Raw genomic sequence first — 17737 nt, 5'->3', positions numbered from 1 at the left:
CACAAATTCTATTTTTATTTATTTCCTGATATAGCTACTTTAATAACTCCATCTAATTTGTTTTCAAAGATACGATAGGCCTCCTCAATCTCATTCAACGGAAATCGATGTGTAATAAGAGGAGTAGTATCAATTTTACCTTCCTCAATCAGCATGAGAATCTCGTTACAATCGCAGCCATCCACTCCACCTGTTTTAAAAACCAAATTCTTGCCATACATATCAGGTAAAGAAAGAAGTTGTGGTTTATCATAGAGGGCTACAATCGTGACAATAGCATTAGGACGGGCACAATCCCAAGCCAAATGGAAGGAATCGTCACTCCCTGCCACTTCCAAAACGACATCTGCACCACCATGGTCACTGTTCTTGAGAACAAAATCCTTGCAGTTTTCCGGTTCAGTCACCAACACATCAGGATAATGCTCGCGGACAAACCGAATTCTTTCAGGAGACTTCTCACAGATAATAATGCGTTTTGGCTTCTTCAGCATCACACACAACAAAGTACAAATCCCGGTAGGTCCGGCACCGATGATAAGAACAGTATCTTCCGCGGTTATTTCCGAGATGCATGCTGCCCAAAAACCTGTTGCAAGCACATCACCGACAAACAAAGCTTGTTCATCACTCACTGTATCCGGAATACGATTCAAACCTTGATCCGCATAAGGAACTCTGACATATTCCGCCTGACCGCCATCAATTCGACAACCTAAAGCCCAACCGCCATTAGGATCAGTACAGTTATTCACATATCCATGCTTACAGAAAAAACACTCACCGCAGAAAGTTTCGACATTCACAGTCACCCTGTCACCAGGCTTCACCGAAGTGACATCAGCCCCTACTTGTTCTACCACACCTACCATCTCATGCCCGACAGTTATTCCGGGCACAGCACGCGGCACACTGCCATGTTTAATATGAAGATCACTGGTGCAGATGCTACCAAGTGTTACACGCACGACTGCATCCCGTGAATCCTTTATTTCCGGTCTTGCTTTCTCCTGCAATTCAAACTTTCCGTGTTCAATATATGTGTATGCAAGCATAATATCCTCCTCGTTCATTAATATATACCTTGCAAAGATAATGATTTCATTGGCAAAACAAATCTCTTTTATCACGTTCAATACTCCCAAACCGAATCTCACTCTATATTTATAACAATACAAAGCTGAATAAAGTCATTCACTGTTTTTTCTACTTCAGCTTTGATATTCTGGAAAATATTCTTACTTTTATATCCTAAATAATAAATAAAAACAGCAGCATGACTTATTATATTTACACACAAGCCTATGATAGATACTTCCGAAAATCTGATTATTATAAAAGGTCAAATCAAGACTCCTGAAATAGAAAGTTGCCAAAATCATAATGGCAACTATAAGGTAGTATTCCGGAATGTTCCCAGTGCGTATACTTACAAAGAAGAAAATGTCCTTTGGCTGACTGATCCGGACAAACCGGACCCCAATAATTATCAAATAATCAGTAAAGGGAGAACTTTATCAAACATCAAAGCCTTATCTATTTTTAAGGCCGGATCACACAACTATTGGCACATTCGTTTTCTGAATGGTAAAGAGTATGATTACAGAGAAAAGGACTTAGAAATTATCGAATCATGCTTGGGAGAGAGTCGTTCGAAAAGTATATTCGAATATTTGAAGAAAGTTGCCGATGCGAACGAATTGAAAGCTGATGACGGAACGAAGCTATTGGCAAAACAATATGAAAAGATTCATTTCATCGCAAACAACAGAGCTATTGCTGTATATCTGAATCCTCAAAAATATAAAATGCAGACCCAGCCTGCCTCAACCTTGATTTTTCCTTTCGGTTGTAATGCAAGCCAGCAAAAAGCAGTCCAGGCAGCTTTTGAGAATCAAATCAGTGTTGTGCAAGGACCTCCAGGAACCGGAAAGACCCAAACGATTCTGAACATCATTGCCAATATCCTTGTGCGTGGTAAGACTGTTCAGGTAGTATCTAATAATAACTCCGCCATCGTCAATGTACTTGAGAAGTTATCCAAATACGATATGGGATTCATTGTTGCATTGCTTGGCAGCACAGCTAACAAAGAGAAATTCATCGAGACTCAAGAAGAGGAAAAACAATATCCGGAGCACTTTGAGTCATGGCATGATGTGGATGCCGACCAACCTCAATTTCTCGATCAGATACATCATCAGACAGAAGAACTAAAAAGCATATTTTCCAAACAGGAACGCCTTGCCATGGCAAGACAGGAAATACAAGCTTTAAAAATAGAGTGGCAACATTATCAGCAAGAGTTCGGAACAAAAGAATTTACTTTCCAACAACGGAAAAATTCCAGTTCGGCAGACCTTCTGAATTTATGGAATGAATGTCAACAATTTGCAGAAAAAGAACAATCATCAAGTCTTCGGGGAATAGCAGCTTTTATTCAACGGTTGAAATGGTTCTTCTTTAAATTCAGGAGCAAAGCGATTTGTAAAATCCCCGATAAAGGTTTTTATAAACGGGAGATGAGTTTGATTATCGCCGACTTCCAAATCTTATTCTACCAAACAAAGTATGCAGAACTGGAAGTTGAAATAGACACATTAGAAAAGGAACTTGCCAACAAAGATGCAGCAGAAATGGCTAGACAAATGGCCGATACATCAATGAAATATCTAAAGAATCAGTTATTTCATACCTATGGCAATAATCATGACAAGCCTATCTTTACGCTCCCTGATCTAAAAAATAATTGGCGAGAGGTACAGAAAGAATACCCTATTATCTTAAGTACGACCTTTTCATCATTAAGCAGTCTGCAACGAGATGCCGTATATGATTATATCATTATGGACGAAGCATCACAGGTTTCCGTTGAGACCGGAGCTTTAGCCTTGTCATGTGCTAAAAATGCAATCATTGTCGGTGACACCATGCAACTTCCCAATGTGGTCACGGAAGAAAATAAGGAAAAGCTAAACTTTATCGCTAATGCGTGCCTGATTAAGCCGGAATATGATTGTGCCAATATGAGTTTTTTGCAATCCATCTGCAAAGTTATTCCGAATATACCGCAGACCTTGTTACGGGAACATTATCGATGCCATCCCCGAATTATCAACTTCTGTAATCAGAAATTTTATGGTGGAGATCTTGTCATCATGACACGTGATAAAGGAGAAGAGGATGTCATTTGTGCCATACGGACAGCCAAAGGTAATCACTCCCGCAGTCACATGAATCAACGGGAAATAGATGTTATCAAAGAGGAAGTACTACCGAATCTATCTTATGAAACAGATGAAATTGGCGTCATAGCTCCATATAACAAACAAGTAGATGCAGTAAAATCCGCACTTGAAGAGGATATTGATGTTGCAACAGTCCATAAATTTCAGGGAAGAGAAAAGGATGCTATCATTATGACCACTGTCGACGATGTCATCACTTCCTTTTCCGACGATCCCAACCTGCTCAATGTTGCTGTTTCGCGGGCTAAGTCACAATTCTATTTAGTCGTATCGGGAAACGAACAACCCAAAGACTGCAATATCAGCGATTTGATTGCTTATATCGAATATAACAATGGCATTGTTTCCACCAGTAAGATTCATTCTATATTCGATTATCTATATGAGCAATATACAGATGCCCGAATTGCCTATTTGAAGAAACACAAGAAAATATCCGAATACGATTCCGAGAATCTTACATTTGCATTACTTGAAGATATTCTGAAAGAGAATATCAATATGCGTCATTTGAATATCATTTGCCATTTACCACTCTATATGTTGATTCAGGATTATTCTCTATTGAATGAAGAGGAAAGCAAATATGCTGCAAATATAAATACTCATATCGATTTTCTAATTTATAATCGTGTGAGCAAACAACCGGTATTGGCTATTGAAACAGATGGTTATACATTCCACAAATCGGGGACGAGTCAGTCAGAACGTGATATTAAAAAGAATCATATTTTAGAGTTGTACGGAATTCCGTTAGTGAGATTGTCTACTATTGGTAGTAATGAGAAGAAAGTTATTGGAGATAAGTTAAGTGAAGTATTAAACTTGCATTAGAATGTTCATTGCAAATCATATTTTTTTAGAATAGGAGTTTCTGCATATTCTAACAACCAAAAGAATAAATTTTACTCCAACTATAACAATCACATCAATAATAATGCCTACATTTACTTCTCATTTAAAGTACGACAGCACTATGGAAATTATTTTCTACTTTTGCATCAACCTCATTAAAAGTTTCTAAGAACTTAAAGTGAGTACATAAATAAACATTAATCACAATGACAAAAAACTATCTCATCGTAAATACATTAATTAAAATGCGGATAAGATACAATACATATAACAATAAGAATCATCTGTTTTACAAAAATAGGCAGATAAATAAACCGTATTTCGACCAAATACTAAGAAATGAACAGGAAAGTATTAGGTTAACAATTCTACGCGACACACTTCTCCCGAAGCTGATGTCAGGAGAACTAAAAATTAACGCAACTGAAGTATTATAGATTACGATGAACAAGTCAATAAACATACTTGATAAAGAATATCTGCAATGGGTGAAAGACCTTTGCGGTCGCTATCGTCAAAGCCAAATAAAGGCAGCGGTGAAAGTAAATGTGGAACAGTTGAAATTCAACTGGCTTTTAGGTCGTGACATTGTTGAATTGCACGTAGAAGAACGCTGGGGCGAAAGTGTTATCACTCGATTGAGCAAAGATTTACGTGAAGCTATACCCAATGCGGCTGGTTTGTCAAAGAGCAATATTTACTATTGTAGGAAGTTTTATTTGTTATACAAGGATGCTCTGAAAACTTTCCACCAATTTGGTGGAAAAAATGAAACGGAATTATTCCACCAAGTTGGTGGAATATTTGAAGTCCCATGGAGACACCATTGCTTGATAATGGATAAAGTGAAAGACGATATAGACAAAGCTCTGTTCTATGTTCACCAGACGGTGGAGAATGGCTGGAGTCGTAGTATGCTGCTCAATTTCATTAGCACCGACCTTTATGAGCGGCAGGGCAAGGCACTGACTAACTTTACAAAAACATTGCCTGATGCGATGAGCGACCTTGCACAGGAGTTGACCAAAGACCCCTACAATTTTGCTTTCACGGGTATAACTGGGCGTTACAATGAACGATTGCTCAAAGATGCTCTACTGAATAACATTACCCGATTCCTGATTGAACTGGGTACGGGTTTCGCTTATGTGGGCAAAGAATATCGTTTAGAAATAGGCGAAACGGAAAACTTTATCGACTTACTCTTTTATAATCTTTCGCTTTCCTGCTATGTAGTGGTAGAGGTAAAGATCGGTAAATTTGCTTTTGCCGACATCGGTCAATTAGGTGGATATGTGGTAGCTTGCAATCATTTGCTGCGTAAGGAAGGACGGGATAACCCAACCATCGGCTTACTGATTTGCAAAGAGAAAGACCGCATACAAGCCCAGTATGCTTTGGAGTCGAGCAGCCAACCTTTGGGTATTTCCGAATATGATCTGGAGAAGTTCTATCCCGAAAAAGTGGAAGGTACCATGCCTACCATTGAAGAGATAGAAGCTAAATTAAGAGATAACTAACATTGACTGGCAGAAAGTACTACCGAATCTATCTTATGAAACAGATGAAATTGGCGTCATAGCTCCATATAACAAACAAGTAGATGCAGTAAAATCCGCACTTGAAGAGGATATTGACGTTGTAACAGTCCATAAGTTTCAGGGAAGAGAAAAGGATGCTATCATCATGACTACTGTCGACGATGTCATCACTTCCTTTTCCGACGATCCAAACCTGCTCAATGTTGCTGTTTCGCGGGCTAAGTCACAATTCTATTTAGTCGTATCGGGAAACGAACAACCCAAAGACTGCAATATCAGCGATTTGATTGCTTATATCGAATATAACAATGGTACTGTTTCCACCAGTAAGATTCATTCTATATTCGATTATCTATATGAGCAATATACAGATGCCCGAATTGCCTATTTGAAGAAACACAAGAAAATATCCGAATACGATTCCGAGAATCTTACATTCGCCTTACTTGAAGATATTCTGAAAGAGAATATCAATATGCGTCATTTGAATACCATTTGCCATTTACCACTCTATATGTTGATTCAGGATTATTCTCTATTGAATGAAAAGGAAAGCAAATATGCTGCAAATATAAATACTCATATTGATTTTCTAATTTATAATCGTGTGAGTAAACAACCGGTATTGGCTATTGAGACGGATGGTTATACATTCCATAAATCGGGCACAAGTCAATCAGAACGTGATATTAAAAAGGATCGTATTTTAGAGTTGTACGGAATTTCATTGGTGAGATTGTCTACTATTGGTAGTAATGAGAAGAAAATTATTGGAGATAAGTTAAGTGAAGTATTACATTTACATTAGAATAACCATCTCAAACCATAATTATATTTAACGTACACTCTCTTACCCAAATCAATATTCAGATTAATATACAAAAAGATAAAAAGGCTTCCATTATTACGAATCAGAAGAAATACAAGAAGATGCAACTATCTGAAAAATTCAGATAGTTCAGTAAGAGGAAAAAGAGTTTTATCCCGAACGTCAAAACATAACTTTGAGAATTGTACTTTGCATAATCACTAAACTATATCGCACGTTTCATTACTCAATCAATACGATAAGCGATACATAAAATAATATTTATATTGCTAAATTTTCCCATTTACAGGGTCATTTACAGGGTCTTTACAGAGTCAAGTTCTAAATCAATATAAAAAATACGGTCCTGCCGACCCGTTGCATTACATATCTATGCCGAAGCCTAGGATACAGTGGGGGCATTAACCCTCCACACGGGGACAGAACCGTAATATCGCGAAACTACGAACATATTTTTAATATGTTCGTAGTCGTTTACGACTAAAGGCTCCTTGGCTTCCAGTCGGCAAAATAGACATGTAATGCCCTACAAAGATAAGACTATTTCCTTATAAAGCCAATAAAATCAATGTTTTATTATAAAATAATACAGAATGATATATAAAAATCTCAATAAAAAGATACGACCCTGATCCCCCGCTGCATTACAAATCTATTAGCCGCAGCCTAGGATATGAGTGGGGTAATTAACCTACCACACGAGGAACACAGAGCCGTACTATCATTAACTGCAAAGTATATATATACCTGCAACTGACGACAACTAAGGATCTCCTAAGACATATAAACGACTTAAATATTGTAATGCAATACAAAGGTGAACATAAAATCCGAGAAAACCAAAGCACCAAGCATTATTCTTATAGCAAATGCACATTATATATCGCCTAAGATAAAATGACTGATATTTTAAAGAATTGAATCTAAACAGAAAAATCACCTTTGAAACACAATGTAACAAAGGTGATTTATTTGCACTAATTTCATTTCAAGATATTATTCCCGAAAGCTACTCTTTATTTTTCTGCGGTACTTCAATCCCCTCCGGCCATATAGCAGTTGTATAAGCCACAGCATCATTTCCATTACCGGTCAAGTCTTTTGCAATGTTATTTCCTTTACCTTCGTTGAACTTCCAGTAAGCTTTCAAACCAGTAGTTTGGGGATCAACATCATACATATTCCTGTAAATTTCTTCTTGTGAACGGAGCACATTCCATATACGTACTTCACAAATCTCTCCATTTAATTGCCGACTCATATCGTCGGGGTCTCCATAAGAGTGTCCTATCTTAAACATAAAGTCTCCTTTCTTCTGTTTTCCAAGGTTTATGGCTTCCCCATTTCCGTAATCGTCAATGCGGCTCTGCTCTTTACCATCTACATACATAATAGCAGCCTTTGTCTCCGTGTCATAAGTAACGGCAACATGATACCACTCACCAGGTTGCAACAGTTTACCATCATTGGCATTTGGAAATTTCATTTCATTAACCGCAAATTGCAATTGCTGTCTAGGAAAGCCAGAATCACCAAAACGTAACAAACAATATTGCTCAATGCCCATAATGGATGAGATTTCAGTAAGAGGATCAAATCTATTCACTCGAACAACAGCTTCGAAAGTAAGTTGCTTCAATCCGTTTACTACATTAGCAGTAGGACTACCGGCAACAAATCCCGGTATCTCAAAATAATTGTTAGCAAGACTGACAGCAGTAGTTATAGCACTGGAACGACGCACTATGTAACAGATATTTTTAGATCCGCCCAATATGCTCATCCCTCCTGATGCTTCTCCAATAGTAACAGGTAATAGAAAGCTAGTGTCAATATCCAAGTCTATCAGGTTGGAAAATTCAATAGTTACCATTTCCGAATCTACACTTCCCTTAGGAATGACAACATGCTGGGTGGAGAACTTATAATACTTAGCATCCAACATTGCATAATTATTCCCTAAACGTGCATTATAATAACTTATCAATGAAGGATCTGTCCGAAAGCTGACATCTATATCCTGCTCAGCAGGATATGCCAATACAGCAGAAATCTGTTGCTGTCCATCCTGTTTAAGATTATTAAATGTAAAATTAGCTATATCCTTCACTTTCGCCGCATCAATATATACACTATTACCAAAAGGAGATTCCTTAGTATAATCTTTGTTGTCACAACCTGTTATTAATAACAGGAAAACCATGACCAAACAATTATTACTTATTTTCATTATATTCTTGTTTTGAATTATCAGACTCATTATATCTTTAGTTTTAAGATTCATTTTATTTCTCACATTCCGGACGGACGTACCCATCCTTTTGAATACACATTATACATCTGGCGCAAAAGCCAGTCCAACGGTTTATAAGTATAAGAATACTCACCGGAAATAAATCCCCAATCATAAGGAGGATAGATGGATTGCCCCCAATAAGCACCATCATCCATCATAGCGTTAATGCCATCTCCTATCGCGATATCGTTCACCATTCCTTCATACATATTTTGCTCATTGGCTGTAAGATCAAACGCATATACAACAATATTATTTTTTTTACGCTTATTCATTTTCCAATCCACCATCCTATATTGCGATTTATCTCTCAAAGGATTTTCTCCTTTTTCATATAATGGAATAACCAAACTTCCATAACATTCCGGTGCCAGCCCTATAATAGGTTTACGAGTATATTCACTATAAGGATGCTCTGCGTCCCATGGTTCTATAATCTGTACCACTTCTTTTCCACTATCATACGCATGCCACGCATAGTCTATATACTTACCTACCTCAATGCCGCCACATCGATTTACATCATAAAAATATTCAGTAGCTTCTCCCTTATCAACAACTGTCAGCAACTTTTCAGGAAGTGCATCCCGCAATGCTTTTATTAGTTTAGGATAAGAGACTGTATTCATAGCAAACATACCTTCCTTGTTATAAGTACTCACTTTGTCCCAGAGATTTATTCCATCCAAACGATAAAGTTCTACCACATTTTTCACCTGTTGAACAAAATCTGCAAGCTGCATATCGTTTAAATTACAAAAGCCAAACCCTTTATTACCATTTTCAATGCTAAGACATACTTTACGTCCGTGTTCCTGAAGCGGACGAATAAACTTATCCGCCTTTTCCAACACATCACGTATGTCACTACTCAAATTGAGCAGTGCACGTCCTGTTGCAGACTCATAGTCCATTGTCACAATTCGTAGATTCACGATACTACCTATATTATGTAAAGCTTGAGTATAATCTATCTGATTAATTTTTTGAATTCCATAAACATCAGCTATCAACGGTTGATAAGTTGAAGTATTCACATAGAAAACAACAAATGCATCAGGTCGCATTGGCGGCATATCTATTTGTTCATACTGGTTATTAGGATAACAAGTCGTTATTCTTTTCCGAATATTTACAATATAATAAAGCACCTGTTTCTTAGTATCCACCTTTACTCCTGTAGGTATTTCTTCCATAGTTAATGGCAAAAGATATGGAGTATCAGTATTCAGTCCGGCTGTGGATATAGTAAATTTGATTTTGGCAGATTTTTGTTCTCCAGCATCTATTGAAAGAACTCCGCCATTTTCGAACTGCACATTCCCAGCCGGCAATGTATTCAATTTGGAATTGTTTTCCTCATTATAATCTTCTACAAGCTTCTCGTTTACAACGGCTGTGACAGTCAACCTGCTTCCGGCTGATTGTGACAGTGAATAGAATATTTCCTCTGTGGCAGATTCGTCCCCTTCCGTCAACTCAATAAATGCTTTATTAGTCAATGTAGTTGTGTTACGCAGGGCACCTGCAATATTATCCATAGCCGTCTCGTCAGGCATTCTGTCCGCATTCATTGAGATAGTCTCTTCGGTACACCCTGTTACTCCTATTTTCAGTAACAATACTAATATAAAATGTATGATAAGATTCTTTTTCATATTAATTCTTTTTTATTTCGATGGGTTCATTAGTTGAATAGCCGTTCGTGTAATCTCGTAATTCCTTATCGGGCTATAATAATCATTGCCTATAGCATAAATTCCCAATCCAGCTAATGGACCAAGAGCAACCACACGGTCAGTCATTAAAGTTACAGCCTCTTGTTTTACACCAGTCTCATCAATTACTTGTCCGCCCATTTGAACAGATAACAATAATTTATCTTTAGACAATAAACTATTGGCAAGAATCCCCGTCACCTGCAATTTCAAATCGGTTACATTGGTCAACTCTGCAGTATTCAACACAATATAATTCAATTTGTCAAAGTCTGCTTCATCAACGAAAGCCGGATTTCCTTCCAATACCAATAATTTATCCTGTCCCGTAGCAGTAGATAATTTAGAAACAATCAGCCGTGATTTCTCTTTATACGATGCCAATTCAGCATCAGTTCCATTATAGAGCGGAAGACCGGTAAAAGCAAATCCGTCCAGATTGAGTTCGGCCGACGTAGCAATTTCTTTATCCAACCAACTATTTAATGCCGTGATATCTGTTAAGGAAGAGGCGTGAGCTACATAATCTATCAAATAAAGCACCCGGATACTCTTTTCCTGCAATAGAGGGATATCCTCCCGATCATAATCAGAGATTTGGTGAGAATTACCCAAGGTCACAATATCCAACGAATCCGGCAATGCCCGAAGATAACTACCTTCATTTAGCGATTTTTCCGGAGAATTATCAAAGTGCGCATATGACAAGTAATGTTTACTTTGTTTGTAGGTACGTAATGCCTGCATATAACGCGCCCATAGTTCCGGATTCTGTTCTTTCGCACTATTAATATCAATATCTACAATTTCAGGTTCATTCCAGTCATCACAAGCAACAGGCAATAAAAAAGCCGTTAAAAACAGAAGACTATAAATGAATTGTTTATATATTATTGTTTTCATATAAATTCTTTTTCATTCTTTTATTCGTATTCAAACTCTCTCGTCAATTGAGATAAGATTTCTTATCCCACCACAATCTCGTTCCCCCATTGTCAGGACCTCCTAACATACCTATCGCCAAATTGATATTCGAAAGATTTTCAGTATATTCTGTAGGCGGATACCACAAACGACGGATCATATGCTCGGAACTGATGCTACCACCACTTTTGTTTTCTATAACCGGCATAAGATGAGGATATCCTGTACGGCGGAGTTCACTCCATGACTCAACACCTAAAGGGAAATTAGCAATCCATTTTTGAGTGATGATACGTTCAAGATTACGTTCAAAATTATCCGCACCATCTTCCCAAGCAATAGTAATAGTACTTCTCGGACCTTCCCAATCAGTATAGGCAAATGTCGGATCATTGTACGCTTCCGGAGTGTCAGTCGAATTCTCCGCATAGGTTTCAGAGCCCGACAGACCATATTGTTCAAAAGAAAGAGCTATCGCCATATTATATAAATCTTTAGCTTCCCCACCCATATTCCAGCCTCGCAAGGCACCTTCGGCACGTAAGAAAGTGATTTCTGCGGCATTCATCCATAAAAAAGGACTGGTACTGCTGATAATCGGTATGCTGTATGCATTTACCATCTCATCCTTGGTAGTCACATCAATGCCAATACGAATACCCGCGTATCCATCAACCTCTTGCGGTTGGAAGTTTTCATCATATACAATCATTTTCACTGTAGTGAACATCTTTTCCCGACGCGGATCTTTATAACCATTCATATATGAGATAATATCAGCCCCCGCACGCTGGTCATTCCAGTCATTAAAAATCATAGCAACCCTATTTTCTTCCACTTTCAAGAAAGCGTTATCATTTATTTCCGTCATTACGCCTGCCGTTACAGCTTCTTCGGCTATTCGTTGTATTTCCGCCTGCATTTCCGGTACATAAGTCAAGCGCATGGTCATACGCAATTTGAGTGAATTAGTAAATTTGAGCCATTTGGAAAGATCGCCTTGATATACATCATCAAATTTACGAAAAGCTTCCGCACTCAAATTGAGATTATCCCTAAGGACATCACTCACTTCGTCCAATTCACTGAACATTTGCTTATATACCTCTTCCTGCGAATCATAAGGTACGGTAAGAGAAATCTTACCTGTTTTAGAAATGATTTTTGAATAAGGAATCGGACCGTACATATCTGTCACACGCTGCATGATGACCACACGAAACAGTTTCCCCAGTGCCAACGCCACAGGATCGTCTGTTTTATCCAACAAGTCCCGATAAAACGGATAAGTACGGGTGACTAAATCTGAAAAAGGAGCTTCTTGCCAATCTATTGGTGGATTATACGTTTCAAACTTAGCCGTCCATTCTACAGTACAACCAATGTAACCGGCAAACGCACCTGCGCCAAGTGCTTCAACAAACTGATAGAGATGTTCTTCCGTAGGAATCACCAACCCTTGTAATCCTTTAAGACTGGCGCCTACGTTATAACTTTCACGCCCCAGCTCTTCTTTGTCAACCTGATAATCCTTCCGGTTGACTTTATCGAAATTATCCGTACAAGCGTAACCGACAATAAGCAATAGCGCTAGCGAAAGCAATTTTATGGTAGATGTTATATATTTCATAGTGACTACTTTTTATCTGTTAAAAGTTGATTTTCACATTCAAACCGACATTACGGGTACTCGGCAACATGAAAAAGTCGATCCCTTGATAATAGTTACCAGTCGTTGCAACGGCTTCCGGATCAAAAGGAGCTTTATTATAAATCATACAGAGATTGCGTCCCACAACAGACAACTGAATATCGCATACATCATGCAACCATTTACGTGGAAGCGTGTAACCGATAGCCGCCTCCTGCAATCGAATATTGGTAGCACTATAAGTATAATACTGTGGCAGACCACTTTGTGAACCGATAGCCGTGAACCATGTCTGCGCATCCACCCTATTACGTCCATTCACTAATACCCCACCATTATCACGGGCAACCGCCGAACTTTCAGATACCCCATATTGATCCATGGCCGCTGCAGTAGCCGAATAAACAATACCGCCTATACGTGCAGTAACTAAAGCACTGATATTAAACCCTTTCCATGAAAACTGATTGTTCCATGCCAAATTACATTTAGGGAAAACACTTCCTAATTTAATATCAGGTCGATTATTCACTGTTACTAATGTACCCGCAGGAGAAATTTCTACCATTCCATTGTCGTCCCGCTTCAAATCAGACTGTGTGTAAAGGTCACCCAGCGAACCTCCTGTTTTCAATATGAATCTGGCCTTTCCGAGTCCGCCTACATCCAGCCGATCTTTATTTATAGGCTCACCAGTCTCCGGATGTATATAGTCCTTTACCAATTCTATAATTTTGTTCTTGTTATGGCTTAATGTAAAATTACTTTGCCAGCGAAAATCTTTCTTCCATGTATGTCCGTAACCAAATGAAAGCTCTACTCCCTGGTTACGTACATATCCTGTTTGAAGGTAAATGGTAGTATATCCGGATGATACGGAAATTTTCGGATCGAACGTCTGATTAAACGTATTAGCCAAATACCATGACAAACTGAGATTAAAGTCCTTGAAAAGCCGCATATCCAAGCCTAATTCCCATGAATCGGTCCGTTCAGGTTTAAGGTCACCAATGGGATAATGTGTTTTCGGCTTCCACGTTTGAGTAGTTTCGTCATACTCAAAAGTAGGCGATGTCAAGTTACGAGGATAAGGCATACCCACCGAACTAAACGAACTGCGCACTTTCAGATAATCAACGAAAGAAGGTAGTTTCACCATTTCAGAGACGACAGCCGAAAGTCCAATTGACGGATAAAAGAAACAAGTAGAAGATGAGTTTGCCAACTGTGACGCCCAGTCATTACGTCCGGTCAGCGTAAGATAAAGCATACTCTTCCACCCTACTTCAGCACTGGCAAATATAGACTGCGTCTGTTCTTCCCATTCATCCTGACGTGCTTTTTTCTGCGTATTGTCAAGATCAAACACATTAAAAACATTGGGAATACCATTGGCACGTATCGGCCCACGATAACTCAATTCGTCATACTTATTATCTACGATGCTCGCCCCGATATTGACCACAATAGAATAATCACCCAAACGTTTATTTATATTTGCCAACGCATCAGCATACACTTGTGTTTCGTCAGGTTTAGATATAGCATAAAATCCCTGTGCACTACCTTCAGTAAGAGTAGTATTGGAACTTGCATATAATTTTTGTTCATATTTGGTACTGGAATTATCAACCCGAACACGCCCTGAAATATTCAGCCAGTCTGTAATATCATAACTTAAAGAGACAGACAGCATATAACGCTTCTTGTCATTCGTCCGTAAATTGCGATAAGCGATCCAATAAGGATTCTGCATCCGCAAGTCTCCTTCCCCTTGAGGCCAAAACATAGTTTTAATCTTACGGGCCGGATCCCAACGTTCGAACACTTTTATCAAATTAAAGTCGTCGCCACGTGGAAACAAATAAACAGGAACTATCGGATTTGAGTAAGCACCTTGATTAGTCATATTGCGGTCATTCTGAATAATATAACTTGCACCTACATCAAGCTTCATCCTGTCATTCAGAAAGTTTGTAGTGTTACGGAAGGTGAAATTAAAACGGTTGTAACGGTTGTTTGGTACAATCCCTTCCGAATTAACCGCAGCAGCAGAAAAGAAGGTCTGATTCTTATCTGTTCCCGTTGATAATGTAATGGAATTGGTATAAGTTATCCCCGTATCAAAGAAATCACGTGGTTCATAGTTTCTACGAGATGCGTCATTTAATAAAGTCCCCCAACTCAACGTAGTAGAATTACCTGCTTTTCCCGAACTGCCTGTACCATAGCGATTTTGAAAATGTGGAAGTACGAATGGTTTAGCGAATTCGGTATTACTAGACACAGAAACCTGCAATTTACCAACTTTGCCACGTTTCGTATTAATAACGATGGCTCCATTTGCCGCATTACTTCCATAAAGGGCGGCAGCTGCTGCTCCAGTCAGCACTGAGATACTTTCAATGTCATCCGGATTGATGTCGGCAATGCTCTCAGTCACTCCCTGTGAACCATTCTCCATACTACCGCCACCTCCGAAATTAAACATGGGAATACCGTCAATAACATACAATGCATTACTGCTTTGTTCTATCGACTTTGTACCACGCATCACCACCTTGCTAGCTCCACCTACTCCTGAAGAACTACTGTTTATATTAACTCCTGCGACTTTACCATTCAGGCTATTAATAAAGTTTGCATCCTTGACATTTGTCAACTGGTCGGATTTTACCTGTTGTACATTGTAACTCAGAGCCTTTTGTTCCCTCTTGATACCCAAGGCAGTTACAACTACTTCATTTAGCGCCTCTACGTTAGCAGACATTTGTATATTGTACACATTCTTATCTGCTATTTTTACATAAGACGAAATATAGCCAATATAAGTAAAGCTTAATATACTACCTATAGAAGCTTTTATGACGTACTTACCCTCCAAATCAGTAACAGTTCCATCATCAGTCCCTTCTACCCGTATATTTACTCCTATCAGTGGTTCATTTTTCTCATCAACAACCCTTCCTGTTACCTGTTTAACAACCACAGTTCCAGTCTTTGGTTGAGGAATAATATTAATATAATTTCTTTTAATTCCATAAGTAAATCCTGTTCCTTTAAGGATAATCGAGAGGGCTTTTTCCAAATCAATATTTTTCAAATTGAGATTGATAGCCGGTTTATCAATTAATTGCGAATCGTTATATCCTACTGAAAGCTTTGATTGCTTCTCCACTTCTTTCAGTGCTTCAATAACAGTTATATTTTCTTTTTGAATAGTAATTTTCATACCACCTTGGGCAAAAGCTGTAGCTTGTATTACAACCATAAATAAAAACAACACAAATCTTATCCCTTTTGCCTTCTTATCATTTTTCAATGTATAACTGTGTAACATGAATTTTAAGTATTAGTTTGCTAACTTTTTTATTCGCAACACATGTCTATCTGTTTTAATTTTCGATTTCATATCCAAGGCAGGAAGATTCCTGGCATAGATACTTTTTCACATATATCTTTATTATTAAGCAGTGCCTATCAACAAATGAAAGGCATCTGCAGTTTGTATATTCAGGTTAATTTATAAAAGACCGGAAGTGTCCTTCTCTGAAAGTCTATCACTTCCAGTCTTCAATTCATTCACATGGAGCGTCCTGATATCTTAATAATTCTTCGCATAGATAGTCGTCGTACGAGATACGGTCTTGCCTCCCCAAACTCTTGAAGCAAAGTTATTCATTAAGCTTGTTTGACCGGACTCGCGTAGATTGAACATCATAATGGCGCCATAGCCACTATAATTTGCAGCGCTACTTTGTATCACACCTGCACTTGGTCTACCATCCGTACAGTGTATTGACATCTTTGCCCATTTGCTATTCCCTAATCCGGCCGGAGTACTCCAATCCGCCCCGAAATCAGGCCACATGTAACTAATGGCATTCATTGTAGTCGCATCAAAATTTGTATAACCACCAAAACTGAATACTGTAATCAGTTTATCAGGCAACAACTGACGCACTCTTTTTACAAGATTTCCAAAAATCGTAGTACTTGGTGAAGGTAAATTAGAAGGTGCCTTCCAATAGTCTGCATATTCATCATCAAAATCCACACCATCTAAATTGTATTGCTTAACACAAGCGGCAATCTGTTGTGCAAAACTTTCAATCATAGCCGGTGTCAAGTTACAGAACCCCACTCCGGTGTGATCACCCAACAGCCCTAAAGAGACTCTGATACCTTTCTGTTGTAAAGGAGCGATAAGCGTACCGGCATTGGTCAATATATGAGACTGATTATTGTTATGATACAATTGAACAGTACTAGCCGCACCCCGAATATTAGAAGCAAACAGAATCACATTATCAATCACCTGCTCTTGCGGATCCGTACCTGTAAAATAGTACTCTCCTGCATTTAGAGGATTTACATCATTAGTTTCAATATAAGTAGTCAACTTCGGCATCTTGTCGCTGACGCCGCAAGTAGTTGGCGAAATACCTTGTTGTTGTGCCTCTCCCATGTAGTCATCACTACTGCAACTTATGATCAAAGTTCCTGCCACCATTGCTACAACGAGTAACAAGAAGTATTTCAAATTTTTCATATAGTATTACTTTTTATATGGTTACTATTTTGCTTAGGTAATGCGTTCTAAAAGCTTAATAATTCCTCCTTTCTCCGTTTTAGTTATTCGACATACCTTCCACCGCTTTAACTTTCTAATATC

Annotated in this window: 9 protein-coding genes and 1 pseudogene; 3 read left to right on the top strand and 7 right to left on the bottom strand. The window is 38.4% G+C overall.

Features of this window, described 5'->3' with window-relative positions:
• Positions 1–14 precede the first annotated feature (14 nt).
• Positions 15–1055, bottom strand: coding sequence for an alcohol dehydrogenase (locus AB5217_RS16325; protein WP_229115816.1), 1041 nt, complete (start codon positions 1053–1055; stop codon positions 15–17).
• A gap of 249 nt (positions 1056–1304) precedes the next feature.
• Between AB5217_RS16325 and AB5217_RS16320 the strand changes: the two genes are divergently transcribed.
• The 3 genes and pseudogenes from AB5217_RS16320 to AB5217_RS16310 form a co-directional block, all read left to right on the top strand.
• The gene (locus AB5217_RS16320) at positions 1305–4082 is read left to right on the top strand and encodes an AAA domain-containing protein (RefSeq protein WP_042994148.1); all 2778 of its coding nucleotides are present in this window, start codon (positions 1305–1307) and stop codon (positions 4080–4082) included.
• A 464-nt stretch (positions 4083–4546) separates the two neighbouring features.
• Entirely contained in the window at positions 4547–5623 is a 1077-nt protein-coding gene (locus AB5217_RS16315) for a YhcG family protein (protein WP_032845663.1), read from the top strand.
• A gap of 10 nt (positions 5624–5633) precedes the next feature.
• Positions 5634–6452: pseudogene (locus tag AB5217_RS16310) on the top strand (AAA domain-containing protein); the annotation flags it as partial.
• Positions 6453–7482: 1030 nt separating this feature from the next.
• Here AB5217_RS16310 and AB5217_RS16305 read toward each other — a convergent pair.
• From AB5217_RS16305 to AB5217_RS16280, 6 genes are all read right to left on the bottom strand, one after another.
• The gene (locus AB5217_RS16305) at positions 7483–8733 is read right to left on the bottom strand and encodes a DUF1735 and LamG domain-containing protein (RefSeq protein WP_004310970.1); all 1251 of its coding nucleotides are present in this window, start codon (positions 8731–8733) and stop codon (positions 7483–7485) included.
• Positions 8734–8765: 32 nt separating this feature from the next.
• Positions 8766–10427 (bottom strand): BT_3987 domain-containing protein, encoded by a 1662-nt coding sequence (locus AB5217_RS16300; protein ID WP_032846438.1) that lies wholly within the window; start codon positions 10425–10427, stop codon positions 8766–8768.
• A gap of 12 nt (positions 10428–10439) precedes the next feature.
• On the bottom strand, positions 10440–11390 hold the full coding sequence (locus AB5217_RS16295; protein WP_004310972.1) for a glycoside hydrolase family 18: 951 nt from the start codon (positions 11388–11390) through the stop codon (positions 10440–10442).
• A 43-nt stretch (positions 11391–11433) separates the two neighbouring features.
• On the bottom strand, positions 11434–13041 hold the full coding sequence (locus AB5217_RS16290) for a RagB/SusD family nutrient uptake outer membrane protein (protein WP_004310973.1): 1608 nt from the start codon (positions 13039–13041) through the stop codon (positions 11434–11436).
• Positions 13042–13060: 19 nt separating this feature from the next.
• The gene (locus AB5217_RS16285; RefSeq protein ID WP_004310974.1) at positions 13061–16402 is read right to left on the bottom strand and encodes a TonB-dependent receptor; all 3342 of its coding nucleotides are present in this window, start codon (positions 16400–16402) and stop codon (positions 13061–13063) included.
• A gap of 264 nt (positions 16403–16666) precedes the next feature.
• A complete protein-coding gene (locus AB5217_RS16280) occupies positions 16667–17614 on the bottom strand; it encodes a glycosyl hydrolase family 18 protein (RefSeq protein WP_032845179.1) in 948 nt (315 codons plus the stop codon).
• Positions 17615–17737: the final 123 nt, after the last annotated feature.

Source organism: Bacteroides sp. MSSM.1001136sp1_RTP21357st2_D2_RTP21359_211015 (genome assembly GCF_040913205.1).
GTDB classification, from domain to species: Bacteria; Bacteroidota; Bacteroidia; order Bacteroidales; family Bacteroidaceae; genus Bacteroides; species Bacteroides ovatus.
The sequence above is the reverse complement of the archived record's forward strand: the minus strand, read 5'-3'. Positions and strand labels throughout refer to the sequence as shown.

Bases quoted from the DNA above. Each gene is read 5' to 3' on its own strand.
- AB5217_RS16325 (WP_229115816.1), bottom strand. From the start codon at position 1,055: ATGCTTGCATACACATATATTGAACACGGAAAGTTTGAATTGCAGGAG.
- AB5217_RS16320 (WP_042994148.1), top strand. From the start codon at position 1,305: ATGATAGATACTTCCGAAAATCTGATTATTATAAAAGGTCAAATCAAG.
- AB5217_RS16315 (WP_032845663.1), top strand. From the start codon at position 4,547: ATGAACAAGTCAATAAACATACTTGATAAAGAATATCTGCAATGGGTG.
- AB5217_RS16305 (WP_004310970.1), bottom strand. From the start codon at position 8,733: ATGAGTCTGATAATTCAAAACAAGAATATAATGAAAATAAGTAATAAT.
- AB5217_RS16300 (WP_032846438.1), bottom strand. From the start codon at position 10,427: ATGAAAAAGAATCTTATCATACATTTTATATTAGTATTGTTACTGAAA.
- AB5217_RS16295 (WP_004310972.1), bottom strand. From the start codon at position 11,390: ATGAAAACAATAATATATAAACAATTCATTTATAGTCTTCTGTTTTTA.
- AB5217_RS16290 (WP_004310973.1), bottom strand. From the start codon at position 13,041: ATGAAATATATAACATCTACCATAAAATTGCTTTCGCTAGCGCTATTG.
- AB5217_RS16285 (WP_004310974.1), bottom strand. From the start codon at position 16,402: ATGTTACACAGTTATACATTGAAAAATGATAAGAAGGCAAAAGGGATA.
- AB5217_RS16280 (WP_032845179.1), bottom strand. From the start codon at position 17,614: ATGAAAAATTTGAAATACTTCTTGTTACTCGTTGTAGCAATGGTGGCA.